A 12,728-nucleotide genomic window follows, 5' to 3' on the forward strand; every position below is an offset into this window, starting at 1 on the left:
AGTTCCTCCTCCGCCCGCGGCAATACCGTGCGCTTCCTGCCGATCATCGGCGCGCCGGTGCAGGCCGTGACACCGCTCTCGCGCCAGCTCGGTGCCGAGGCGCGCGCACACGGCCTTTCCATCAAGAGTTCGAACGACGCGAGCAGCGACTACATCCTCAAGGGCTACCTCTCCGCCTTCAGCGACGACGGCAAGGTCACCGTGGTCTATGTCTGGGACATTCTCGACAGCGGCGGCGGCCGCCTGCACCGCATCCAGGGACAGGAAAGCGTGCCGACGGCCGCGGCCGATCCATGGGCGGGCGTTCCGGCCTCGGTGATGCAGCAGATCGCCTCGAAAACCATCGCGGAATTCTCTTCCTGGCGGCAGGCTCAGGGCGGTTAGTCACAAACTTTTTGCAAATATGGAAGCCTGTGGCGCCTTTGCCCTTGCATTCACGGGGAAGCTGACTAAAAAGCGCGGCTATCAGCGCGTAACAGGCGGACCAAAATGAAGGTTTTCGCGGGCAATTCGAACCGGCAACTCGCCGAAGCGATCTGCAACTATCTCAATGTTCCCTTGGGGAAAGCCAGTGTTCGAAGGTTTGCCGATCAGGAAATCTTCGTGGAAATCCAGGAAAATGTGCGCGGCGAGGACGTTTTCCTTGTACAGCCCACCGCTTTTCCCGCAAACGACCACCTGATGGAACTGCTGATCATGATCGACGCCATGCGTCGTTCGTCAGCCCGCCGCATCACCGCCGTCCTTCCCTATTTCGGCTATGCGCGTCAGGACCGCCGTGCTTCAGGCCGCACGCCGATCTCCGCCAAGCTAGTCGCAAACCTGATTACCGAAGCCGGCGCTGATCGCGTCATGACGCTCGATCTCCATGCCGGGCAGATCCAAGGCTTCTTCGACATTCCGACCGACAATCTCTTCGCCATGCCCGTGCTGACGCGCGACATCAAGAGCCATTATGACCTCAGCAACGTCGTGGTCGTCTCGCCTGACGTCGGTGGTGTGGTTCGCGCCCGCGCGCTTGCCAAGCGGCTGGACTGTCTTCTGGCCATCGTCGACAAGCGTCGCGATCGGCCGGGTGATTCCGAAGTCATGAACATCATCGGCGACATTGCCGGCAAGGACTGCCTGCTGATCGACGATATCGTCGATTCCGGCGGCACGCTCTGCAACGCGGCCGACGCGATGCTGGCCAAGGGCGCATCCAGCGTCACCGCCTATATCACCCACGGCGTTCTCTCGGGCGGCGCAGTCACCCGCGTCACATCCTCGAAGCTGCGCGAACTCGTCATCACGGATTCGATCCAGCCGACCACGGCGGTTCTCTCGGCGCACAATATCCGCATCGTGACCACGGCCCCTCTGATCGGCGAAGCCATCAGCCGAACGGCTCAGGAAGAGTCCGTCTCCAGCCTGTTCGATTAAAGAGAGCCGGCATTCGACCGGCTCTTTCAATTTCTGCATCAGATGGACCAAGCTATTACCGGGCATGCTCTCCGAGCCGCATGAATTGCTGGCCGTTGGTTGTCGCCGAGCCGCGTTCGGTGACAACAAAAGCCCGGAATAACCCGCCGTTGCGATCGTTGGGCACAAAAAAGCCGGCACAAGGCCGGCTTCCGTTCATTTCTGATCCCAATTGATAACGCTCAAGGCTGCTGCGGCGGCGCAGGTACCGCGTCCTGACCCTGGTCCGGTTCCTGCTCCTGGTCTGACTCCAGCCCTTGATCCTGATCCGGACCATCCGGCCCCTTGACCACCTGCCCGTTGACGGCGATCGCGCCGTCGCGGCTGACGCTGATGTCCCAGCGCGAGCGGCCATCTGCATCGGTCTTGGCGAAACCCTTCACCATCATGATGCCGAAGGAGACCTGGTTGAGGTCGGGATCCGTCTTGGCAAGCTCCTGAACCGCGGCAATCGTCTTGTCGAGATCGCGGGCAAGGATCGTCGCCTCCATCGAATAGTCCTTTTCGGTGTCGACCCGCCCCTCGATCTTGCCGGTCATGTCGACGTCGTAGACATCGGACTTGGCGCTGACCTTCGGAAACTCGACGGTGAGACGACCATCAGGGAAGAGCTTCTTGCTCATCTCCTCGCCACTCGTCTCCGGCGCCTTGTCATTGAAATCCATCGCCATGAGGGCTTCGCCAAAGGTGGCGAAATCCAGATTCGGCATGGCGAGTTGCAGCTCGAAGCTGGCCGGCACGAAAGGTGAATAGCTTGCCGGCATCAGCGGGCTGTCGAGGCTGATATCCTGCGCATTGATGCCGAAGCCGAAACGCATGGCGTCGCTCGGCCCGTCGACAGCCACATTGTAACCGAATGCCTTGACGCCGCCATTGCCCATCTGGCTGCTGATGGTCAGATTATTGACCCCGATCGTCTCGCTGAACGAGGCAAGAATCGGGAAGGCTTGCTTGAGCATTCCCTTTATCTTGTCGCTATTCTCCGGGCTTAGTTCCTTCTCCTCGAGATGGTCGAGAACGAAAAGGACGATCTCGCGGATTTGCTTGGCCGGCAGGCCGTTCACCTTGGCATCGAAATCGATCGAATCGGCACGGATTTCAACGGGCGGCATTTGCAGTCCGGAAACCTGCTCGACGAAAGTCGACATCGAGCCGCTGCCCGCAAAATCGATACGTCCGTTGCCGCCTGCACTGTCCGTCGAACTCAGCTTTTGGTCGATCGCGGCGATGCTGGCATGGACTTCCTCGGTGTCGGACTTGCTGGTGACCTTGATGTCCTTGCCGGTGAAGGTGCCGGAGCGCAGATAGCTGATCGCCGGGTCGAAGACGCCGGTGTAGACAAGCGAAGCGATGGAGTAGGAAAAATCCGTCGGCTTCTGGTCGGGGCCTTTGAAATGACCGGAAACGTTGAGGTTGTTGTCACCCTCGATGTTCCAGAGCCCGCTGTCGAGCGGCGTGGCGAACATCGAGAACGGCGTCAGCCCGTTGATCGCGAATGTCGCCGGATCGGCCTTGGCAAGCAGCTTCGCCAGATCGTAGATGATCTCGTAGCGTGTGCCCGCCGGATTGACGGTGACCATGCCGCTCTTCGCCAGATCCTCGGGAAGCAGCTTCGTCAGCGTCTCCTTGACCGCATTGGCGCCATCCTGATTGATCTCGACACCCTGGGCCGTGGTGACAAGGCAAAGTGCCAGCAAGCTCGTTGCCGTGACAAGTTTGAGACGCATAGTCCGATTTCTCCTCAGCCGCTTTTTTGAATGCGGGCCATCCAAAGATGCGAAGCGCGCCGATGTCAACCTCAGCTGCGGCAGAGAATGGCAATTTGCCGCTCACGCGGCCACGGATTTCTTCACGGCCGGCGCAAGAACCCTTTCCTGCTGTACGGTCGGCACCTCGCCGTTGACGATCGCCTCGATGCCCGAGCGCGGTCCCGGCTTACCGAAGAGGAAGCCCTGCACCTGCAGGCAGCCTTCCCGTCGCAGGAAGTCGATATGGTCTTCGTTTTCGACGCCTTCAGCAAGCACCGGTATGTCGAGGCTTGCCGCAAGAATGAGCGTCGAACGCACGATCGCCGCAGACTGCTTGTTGGTGACGACGCCGTCGACGAAGGCGCGGTCGATCTTGATCTTGTCGAACGGGAAGCTCTGCAGTGTCGACAGTGACGAATAACCCGTGCCGTAATCGTCCATCGCCACCTTGACGCCGAGCGCTTTCAGCCGGCGGATTGCCTGCAGCGCATGTTGATGATCGGCGATAATGCCGGATTCGGTGATCTCGATCTCGAGTCGCGCCGCCGGCAGGCCGGTCTCGAGAAGGATCTGATGCACGATCTGCGGTAGGCGGTTGTCGCCGAGCTGCTGCGGCGCAACATTGACGGCGATGCGCAGCGGGTTCTTCCAGGTCGCCGCTTCCGTGCAAGCGGCCCGCAGCACCCATTCACCAAGCTCCATGATAAAGCCGGTCTTTTCCGCGATCGGAATGAATTCGACGGGTGAGATGTAGCCGCGCACGGGATGTCTCCAGCGCAGGAGCACTTCCAGGCCAACGATGTCGCGCGTCATCGTGTCATTCTGCTGCTGGTAGAACAGCTCGAATTCACCGCGCGCCAACCCCTCCCGCATCTCGCTCGCCAGCGCGTTGCGTTCGCGCGCTGCCTGGTCCATCGAGGGCTCATAGAAGCATATGCTGTTGGTCGCTGTCGATTTTGCCCGATACATGGCGATATCGGCCTGCGACAGCAAGTCGTCCAAAGTGTCCGCCTGTCCGGGATAGGTCGAGATACCGATACTGGAGCCGACGGTCAGCGCATGGCCGTTCCATTCGATCGGCCGGGCGATCTCGTCGAGCATGCGTTGTGCCAGTCCCTTGGCGTCCGAACGGACGAAATAATCGCACATGACGGCCACGAACTCGTCGCCGCCGACCCGCGCCACGAACTGGCCGTTCTGCGTGATCTTGGACAGCCGCTCGGCGACGGCGCGCAGCACGGCATCGCCGGCGGCATGGCCATGAACGTCGTTGATTTCCTTGAAACGGTCGAGGTCGAAGGAAAGCACGGCGATATTGGCCGTCATGTCCTTCGGCTTGTTGACCAGCGCCGACAGATGCTCGTTGAAGGCGGCGCGATTGGCAAGATTGGTCAGCGGGTCATGCAGCGACAGATGGCGGTAACGCTCGACGGCTGCCTGCGTCGACTGCATGTCGATGATATAGGTGGAGGCACCCAGCGCCAGGATGATGATCATGACGGCGCTGACGAGACCGGTCATGATGCCGTCCGAGATGATCTCGGTGGGTGCAGCAACAGTGGCATCCGGCAGGATCGTCAGCCCCGCCATGCCGGTGAAATGCGTGAGCACGATCGCAAGCATCAGCGAAAGGGCAGCCCCGTGGCGGCAGAAACGCGTGATCGGCCGGCAGACGCGATTGGTGGCGACTGCGCCGAACAAGCCGGCGAAGACCAGCGAGGCGACGACATAAGAGGTCTGCCATTCGAGACGACCCTCGATCTCGTAACCGGCGATCCCGACATAGTGCATGACCGCGATGCCGAGGCCGACGATCACGCCGCCTGCCTCGATAAGCGCGCTCTTCTGCGCGATTGACGCGATGGCAAAGCCGGTCATCGTCGTCGCGACGGCGGCAAACAGCGACAGCAGCGTCAGCGTCGGCTCATAGCCGTTCGCCACCGGCGTCTGGTAACCGAGCATGGCGATGAAATGCGTCGTCCAGATGGTCGAGCCGCCAACGAAACCGGAGAGAAACAGCCAGTTGGTTTTCTGCAGCCCCTGCGATCGGCGCACCCGGGTGAAGAGGCGCATCGACAGCATCGATCCGAGCACACAGATAACGGTGGCGAAGATCAGATGCGGAAGGCTGTGTTCGACGGTGATACAGGAAAGGACGCGCAACATGAGAGGCAACCGGCAACTTGAGACGGCTCCGCTTATATTGGCGGGTAAACGCAGGATTTATTAATCGCCGCCGATTTCGTTTTCGATGGTTAAACCTTGGCGAAAGCGTGTATATGGGCAAAAAACAACCCAAATCCGCAACTTGCGTTTCCGATCGACTTATAATATAGGCCACCGGTCCGTGTAGACACCCTTGGAGGCAACGCGGATGAGGTCGGGTCATACCGCCTCCGGTTCGTCGGAACAAGGCTTTTGCCCGCCGCCGAACTCTCCAAATAACCTCGAAAGGAATAGCCATGAGCCAGGAAACTTACGAGCTCAAGGCCGAGGCGCGCGAACGGGTTGGTAAGGGGTCCGCCCGTGATCTTCGCCGCAACGGTTTGATTCCCGCTGTCATCTATGGTGACAAGCAGGCCCCCATTGCCATCGCTCTCAACACCAATGAGGTGACGAAGCGCATTCACGCCGGTGGTTTCATGACCACCGTGGCGACGATCGACGTCGACGGCAAGAAGCACAAGGTTCTGCCGAAGGACTACCAGCTCGATCCGGTCCGTGACTTCACGATGCATGTCGATTTCCTGCGCGTCTCCGGCAACACCCAGGTGACCGTCGAAATCCCCGTGCACTTCATCAACGAAGAGAAGTCCCCGGGCCTCAAGGTCGGCGGCGTTCTAAACATCGTTCGCCATGAAGTCGAAGTTCATTGCCCGGCCGATGCGATCCCTGAGTTCTTCAACATCGACCTCAGCGGCAAGAAGATCGGCGACAGCATCCATATCGCGGAAGTCACCCTGCCGAAGGGTGTCACTCCTGTGATCGACCGCGACTTCACGATCGCGACCATCATTGCCCCGGCTGGCGGCATTGACGAGACTGCTGCGGAAGGTGGAGCCGAAGCCTGATCGCTTCGACCAATTTGTAAAGCATATGGCCCGCTTTCCCCTGGAAAGCGGGCTTTTCATTGCCCGGAAACGCCCCGTTTCAGCAACATTTAACAAATTCGTGAAAGCATGCTCCGTCAGTTGCGAAGAAGCCCGCCTCAACGCACGACAGCAAATATGGCCGGCCTGGGGAGTAGACGGAACCATGAACAATTCCGTTGAGAACAGATTTTTTGCGATAGTTTGCGGAGCGCTGCTTGTTTTTGTCGCTCCCCTCTTTGTTCTCTTCCTTTTTCTTTCCTCGGAGCGGGCCGACAAGGAAATACGCGACCATATCTCCGTTCTTCTTGTCGCCAATGCCCAGGCGCTGGCCAAACCCCTTTGGGACCTCGATGAGGACAGCGTCACCCAGATCAGCGCGACGGTCGTTTCCCAGGGCGCCATCGTCAAGGTCGAAGTGCGTGACCAGTCGGGCCAACTCGACGTCAGTCAGTCCACCATTCCGCGCTCCTTCGACGGCAAGCTCGTGCAGGTGTCGCGCGCCATCATCTACAACACCGTCGACGGTCCGAAGAACCTCGGCAGCATCAGCGTCTATTATCCTGCGCTCGGCCTGTTTTCCGGCCTGAAGCAGGAAGAGGTCGTCTTCATCTCGATCTTCATCTTCGCGGTGCTGACCGTTTTCGGCACGGCGCTGATCGGCAACCGCTTCTTCGTCATCCAGCCACTGATGCGGCTGACGGCGGCAATCGAGGCCACCCGCCAGCTAGGCTCCCGCCATCATGTCGACTGGCAGTCGAACGACGAGATGGGACGGCTTGCCCAAAGCTTCAACGAGATGCAGACCAAGCTCGAAAGCGAGGAAAAGGAGCTGAAGCTCGCACACCGCCGCGCCACCGACATCTACAATCTGACGCCCGCCATGCTCTTCTCGCTCGACGAGGAAGACCGCATCACCGCCGTCAGCGATTATTGGCTGCTTGCCACAGGTTATAACCGCGCCGCCGTCATCGGCCGCAACTTCGCCAATCTCGTCACCCCCGCGACCCGCGACAAATTCGTCAAGCGCCGCCAGGCCGAAAGCGGCATGACCGTCACCGTCAAGTTCGTTTGCCTGGATGGCCGCACCATGGACGTCCTCATCATGGAATCGGAGGCGGGAGCTGGCGCTCAAGACCGCCTCTCGCTATCGGTCATGACCGATGTGACCGAACTCAAGGCCTCCGAGGACCGCAACCACCGTCAGGCAATCACCGATCACCTGACCGGGCTTCTCAATCGCCAGGGCTTCGAAGCCGTCCTCGACAACAAGATCGCCGCCGCCGATGCCGCCGGCCAGGAACTCGCCTGTCTCTTCGTCGATCTCGACCGTTTCAAGTGGATCAACGACAATATGGGCCATGCCGCTGGTGACATGGCGCTGGTCGAGCTCGTCGAGCGCCTGAAGACCCATCTTGCCCCCTCCGACGAGGCGGCCCGTCTCGGCGGCGACGAATTTGCCATCCTGCTGCCGGCCAAGGACGCCGAAAACCGCGCCAAGGTGATGTGCGAGCAGATCGCCTCGATCTTCGAAACGCCATTCGCCCCCGACATGCATCTGAGCGCTTCCGTCGGCATCGCCATCTATCCGCATCATGCCGAAACCGCGGCCGAGCTGCTGCAAAAATCCGACATGGCGATGTATGCCAAGAAACGCGACGGCAAGAACGGCGCCCAGCTCTTCGACAATGCTATGCTCGACCGCGCTCGCAGCCGTGCCGAAATCGAGGCCAATATCGAAGCCGGCCTCGTCGACAACTGGTTCGAAGCCTTCCTGCAGCCGATCGTCACCCTGAACGGCCGCGGGATTGCCGGTTTCGAGGCGCTGATGCGCCTCAACCATCCGCAGAAGGGCTTGATGCCGCCGGCCGAGATCATCAGCGTCGCCGAGGAAACGGCAAAGATCGTCCGCGTCGGCAACGCCATCATGGAAAAGGCGATCGCCAACCTCGCGAAGATTTCCCGCATATCAGGCATGCAGGATACCTATCTCGCCATCAACTTCTCGCCGCTGCAGTTCGAGCCGGCGCTGCCGGCCCGTCTTGCCGCCATCGTCGGCCGCCACGGCATCCGCCCCGAGCGCATCGTCGTCGAGATCACCGAAGCCGTGCTGATGCACGACAACCCACAGATCCGCTTGATCGTCACGGAGCTTCGTCGCTTCGGCTGCCGCATCGCGCTTGACGATTTCGGCACGGGCTATTCGTCGCTGAGCTACCTCAATCGCTTCCCCGTCGACATCATCAAGATCGACCAGTCGTTCACCCGCGCGATCAACGACGGCGACGACGACGTGCGCCAGAAGAGCCGCATGCTGATCGAAGGCATCACTACGCTTTCCCACAAGATGAACTGCACCGTCATTGCCGAGGGCATCGAGACCGAAGAGGAATGCCGCACGCTCCATCAGATGGGGCTTGACTACGGCCAGGGCTATCTCTTCCATCGTCCGCAGCACGCCGCCACGCTGATCGAGCAACTGACGGCCTCGCAATCGGCCGTCGCACGCGCCTCGTGAACGAAGAACCAAGGAGATGAGACGGATGAAAAAGCTCCTGCTTCTCGCATGGCTGGCGCTGCCCTGCACCGCCCATGCGCAAACGGTGACGTTCACGACCGAGGACTATGCCCCCTTCAACTATCGCGAAGGCAAGGAGATCAAGGGCGCAACCGTCGAGCAGGTCGAAAAGGTGATGGCCGCGATCGGCGTCGACTACACGATCGAGATCATGCCCTGGGCGCGCGCTTTTAGCCTTGCCCGCACGGCGCCGATGACTTGTGTCTTTGCAACCGCCCACAACGCCGCACGCGACCCGTTGTTCAAATGGGTCGAGCCGCTGCTCATCGACCGCAACATCCTGATCACCCGCAAGGGCTCGGGCGTCACCGCCGGCAATCTGGACGAGGCGAAGAAATATACGGTCGGCACGCAGCGCGAGGATTATACCGAGACGATCCTGAAGGAAAAGGGTTTCACCAAGCTCGATGTCGCCAGCGACTTCAATGCGACGCTGCGCAAGCTGCTTGGCGGGCGCATCGACATGATGCCGATCTCCGAACTCTATTTCGAAAAACTGAAGGCCGACCAGCCGGTGGAATTGGTGACCGTGCTCTCCGCCCAGCCAATGGGCATCGCCTGCGAGAAGAACTTTCCGGACGATCTGCGCGCCAGGATGCAGGCTGCCCTCGACAAGCTGATCGCCGATGGCGACCAGAAGCAGATCTTCCTGAAATACGGCATGAACCTGTCGGAATGACTCCGAAGACAACTCCCCTTTCCGCTTGACTTTGCTTTCATTTCGCGGTGGTGAACGGCGGGAAGTTCTAAAGCGCGTCGCGATCTTTCAGATTCGCTCCTCGCGCTTTAGGTCTTTGTTTTTACGCATGTGGTTGTCGCAAAACCGCTGCACACTTTGCGCGACATGCTTTAGCGAGGAAAGACAGGCCATGCTGATCATCGCGGGTCTCGGCAATCCCGGCGGCAAATACGCCGGCAGCCGTCACAATATCGGCTTCATGGCCGTCGACGCCATCCATCGGCGCCACAGCTTTTCGCCCTGGTCGAAGAAGTTCAGGGCCGAGATCGCCGAGGGCGAGGTCGGCGGCGAGAAAGTGCTGCTGATGAAGCCGCAGACCTTCATGAACCTTTCCGGCGAGTCCGTCGGCGAAGCGATGCGTTTCTACAAGCTCCAGCCGGCCGATCTCGTAGCCATCTACGACGAGCTCGACCTGCCCCAGGGCAAGGCGCGGCTGAAGACCGGCGGCGGCCACAACGGCCACAACGGCATCAAGTCGCTCGATGCGCATTGCGGCAGGGAATACCGGCGGCTACGCCTCGGTATCGGCCATCCCGGCATCAAGGAAATGGTGCAGAACCATGTGCTCGGCGATTTCGCCAAGGCCGACAAGGCCTGGCTTGAGCCGCTTCTCGACACGCTCGCCGACAATGCCGACATGCTGGTGCGAAACGAGGATTCACAGCTAATGAACAAGATCGCGCTGGCGCTCGGCGGAAAGGCCGAGGAGGAGAAACCGGCGAAGGAAAAGAAGGACGCCGAGAAGAAGCCGGCCGGCCAGTCGCATATCCATCAGGCCCGCAACCACAATCAGCCGAAGTTGCCGGCCACCGGCCCGATGGCCGACATGCTGAAGAAGATGTTCGGCAAAAAGGGCGATTGAGACCGATGCCGGATCAAGACGTCATCATCCGCCCGGCTGCCCGCGGCGATCTCGCCGGTCTCATGACGCTTTACCGTCACCTGAACCCCACCGATCCGGTTCTTGACGAGGCCATTGCCGAAGAACGCTTTTCCGCCATCCTGGCCCAGCCCGGCATGACCGTCTTCATCGGTTTTGCGGGTGAGGTCGCCGTCGCCACCGTCGCAAGCGTCGTCGTGCCGAACCTGACACGGAACGGCGCGCCCTATGCGCTCATCGAAAACGTCGTCACCCATGCCGATCATCGCAAGCGCGGTTATGCCCGCACCGTCATCGGCCACGCGGTCACAGACGCCTGGAACGACGGATGCTACAAGGTGATGCTGCTTACCGGCTCCAAGAATCCGGCAACGTTGCGCTTCTACGAGAATTGCGGTTTCGTGCAGGACAAGACCGGCTATCAGATCCGCCGGTCCTGACTCCATATTCGCGGCGTCCCTCGGAAAGCGCCTATTCCTCCGGTTCGGTGGTGAACATCAGCGGAAAGCCCATGCCCTTGGCAAGGTCGATGCCTTCCTTGGCCTTGGTCTCGGCGATGTCCCTGACGCAGACCACGACCACGCAGGAACCGAGCTTGTGCGCCGTCATCATCACCCGGTAGCCGGTCTCCTCGCTCATGCGGAAGACGGCCTTCAGGATCATGATCACCAATTCGCGCGGCGTATAATCGTCATTGACGAGAATGACCTTGTAGAGCTTCGGCTTGTCCAGCTTGAGCTTCACTTTGGCCTTCGGTTTCAGGGCAATGTCATTGTCACTCATCGGAAAAATCCACCCGTTGATGACATGGGGTCAGAAATCTTCACAACCATCTAATCATTGTCGATGACGAATTTTTGACGGTTAGCCGGTGCGGCTCCCGACCTCAAACGGGCAGGAGCTGGTCGCCGGCATCGTCACCGAAAGGTCAACTGCGTCTATGCGAACAGCGGCCGGCATTCTGGTGAAATCAGCAATACGTCGAAATCTCCGTCGCTTTCAAGAATAGGCCAGCACCGATCCGTCGGCAAGTGAGCGACGCTAAAAGCTCTCTAAGACTTGACCATATTGCTCCTTTATCCCATAGGCACCAGCAAGGAATTCAAGAACAGCAGGTTTTAGCCATGGGCTTCAAATGCGGTATCGTCGGGCTGCCGAATGTCGGCAAATCGACCCTCTTCAACGCGCTCACCAAGACGGCGGCGGCACAGGCGGCGAACTACCCCTTCTGCACCATCGAGCCGAACACCGGCGAAGTCGCCGTTCCCGATCCGCGCATGCGCAAGCTTGCCGACATCGCCAAGTCGAAAGAACTGATCCCGACCCGCATCTCCTTCGTCGATATCGCCGGCCTGGTGCGCGGCGCCTCGAAGGGCGAAGGCCTCGGCAACCAGTTCCTCGCCAATATCCGCGAGGTCGACGCCATCGTCCATGTGCTCCGCTGCTTCGAAGACAGCGACATCACTCATGTCGAGGGCCGCATCAACCCGGTCGCCGATGCCGAGACGATCGAGACCGAGCTGATGCTTGCCGACCTCGAAAGCCTGGAGCGCCGCACCGAGCAGACTCGCAAGCGCGCCACCAGCAAGGACAAGGATTCGGTGGCGATGCTGCCGATCATGGAAGCCTCGCTGAAGCTGCTCAACGAAGGCAAGCCGGTGCGCACGCTGCTGTCGACGCTCGATGCGGAAGAAATCGTCATCCTCAAGAGCCTCAACCTTCTGACCTCGCATCCGGTGCTCTACGTCTGCAACGTCGCCGAAGGCGATGCTTCGACCGGCAACGAATTCACCGAGGCCGTTGCCATCATGGCGAAGGAACAGGGTGCCGAAACCGTCGTCATCTCGGCGGCGATCGAGTCTGAGGTCGCCCAGCTTCCCGACGAGGAAGCCAAGGAATTCCTCTCCGCCCTCGACCTTGACGAGGCGGGCCTCGACCGGCTGATCCGCGCCGGCTACAAGCTGCTCCACCTCATCACCTATTTTACCGTCGGCCCGAAGGAAACGCGCGCCTGGACGATCGAGCGCGGCACCAAGGCGCCGCAGGCCGCCGGCGTCATCCATTCGGATTTCGAGCGCGGCTTCATCCGCGCCAACACCATCGCCTATGATGACTACATCAAATACAACGGCGAAGTCGGCGCCAAGGATGCCGGCAAGGCGCGCGACGAAGGCAAGGAATACGTCGTCCAGGACGGCGACGTCATCCACTTCCGCTTCAACACCTGAACGGA

At 60.2% G+C, this 12,728-nt stretch carries 10 protein-coding genes and 1 pseudogene; 8 read left to right on the plus strand and 3 right to left on the minus strand.

Going from position 1 to position 12,728, the window contains the following annotated elements:
• Both GR198_RS32375 and GR198_RS32380 read left to right on the plus strand, forming a co-directional pair.
• Positions 1 to 384 (plus strand): annotated as a pseudogene (locus GR198_RS32375) (hypothetical protein); the annotation flags it as partial.
• A gap of 105 nt (positions 385 to 489) precedes the next feature.
• Complete coding sequence (locus GR198_RS32380) at positions 490 to 1,422, plus strand: ribose-phosphate pyrophosphokinase (RefSeq protein ID WP_025395455.1); 933 nt, start codon at positions 490 to 492, stop codon at positions 1,420 to 1,422.
• A gap of 221 nt (positions 1,423 to 1,643) precedes the next feature.
• Here the strand turns inward: GR198_RS32380 and GR198_RS32385 are convergent, their stop codons facing one another.
• Together GR198_RS32385 and GR198_RS32390 are read right to left on the minus strand one after the other, a co-directional pair.
• On the minus strand, positions 1,644 to 3,188 hold the full coding sequence (locus tag GR198_RS32385; protein ID WP_029873292.1) for a hypothetical protein: 1,545 nt from the start codon (positions 3,186 to 3,188) through the stop codon (positions 1,644 to 1,646).
• A 102-nt stretch (positions 3,189 to 3,290) separates the two neighbouring features.
• The gene (locus GR198_RS32390) at positions 3,291 to 5,375 is read right to left on the minus strand and encodes a putative bifunctional diguanylate cyclase/phosphodiesterase (RefSeq protein ID WP_029873291.1); all 2,085 of its coding nucleotides are present in this window, start codon (positions 5,373 to 5,375) and stop codon (positions 3,291 to 3,293) included.
• Between the two features lie 296 nt (positions 5,376 to 5,671).
• Here GR198_RS32390 and GR198_RS32395 point away from each other — a divergent pair, with 296 nt between their 5' ends.
• The 5 genes from GR198_RS32395 to GR198_RS32415 all read left to right on the plus strand — a co-directional run bounded on the left by GR198_RS32395 (position 5,672) and on the right by GR198_RS32415 (position 10,935).
• Entirely contained in the window at positions 5,672 to 6,280 is a 609-nt protein-coding gene (locus GR198_RS32395) for a 50S ribosomal protein L25/general stress protein Ctc (RefSeq protein WP_029873290.1), read from the plus strand.
• Between the two features lie 184 nt (positions 6,281 to 6,464).
• A complete protein-coding gene (locus GR198_RS32400) occupies positions 6,465 to 8,816 on the plus strand; it encodes an EAL domain-containing protein (protein ID WP_029873289.1) in 2,352 nt (783 codons plus the stop codon).
• Positions 8,817 to 8,841: 25 nt separating this feature from the next.
• The gene (locus GR198_RS32405; RefSeq protein WP_029873288.1) at positions 8,842 to 9,555 is read left to right on the plus strand and encodes a substrate-binding periplasmic protein; all 714 of its coding nucleotides are present in this window, start codon (positions 8,842 to 8,844) and stop codon (positions 9,553 to 9,555) included.
• 190 nt (positions 9,556 to 9,745) lie between these two features.
• Positions 9,746 to 10,477, plus strand: a complete 732-nt coding sequence (pth, locus tag GR198_RS32410) for an aminoacyl-tRNA hydrolase (protein WP_029873287.1) — start codon at positions 9,746 to 9,748, stop codon at positions 10,475 to 10,477.
• A gap of 5 nt (positions 10,478 to 10,482) precedes the next feature.
• Entirely contained in the window at positions 10,483 to 10,935 is a 453-nt protein-coding gene (locus tag GR198_RS32415) for a GNAT family N-acetyltransferase (RefSeq protein ID WP_029873286.1), read from the plus strand.
• Positions 10,936 to 10,966: 31 nt separating this feature from the next.
• Here the strand turns inward: GR198_RS32415 and clpS are convergent, their stop codons facing one another.
• Entirely contained in the window at positions 10,967 to 11,278 is a 312-nt protein-coding gene (clpS, locus tag GR198_RS32420) for an ATP-dependent Clp protease adapter ClpS (protein WP_003541733.1), read from the minus strand.
• A gap of 341 nt (positions 11,279 to 11,619) precedes the next feature.
• Between clpS and ychF the strand changes: the two genes are divergently transcribed.
• Entirely contained in the window at positions 11,620 to 12,723 is a 1,104-nt protein-coding gene (gene ychF, locus GR198_RS32425; protein WP_003541736.1) for a redox-regulated ATPase YchF, read from the plus strand.
• The last annotated feature ends 5 nt before the right edge of the window (positions 12,724 to 12,728 follow it).

This window comes from Rhizobium leguminosarum (assembly GCF_010668065.1).
Classification (GTDB): domain Bacteria; phylum Pseudomonadota; class Alphaproteobacteria; order Rhizobiales; family Rhizobiaceae; genus Rhizobium; species Rhizobium leguminosarum_S.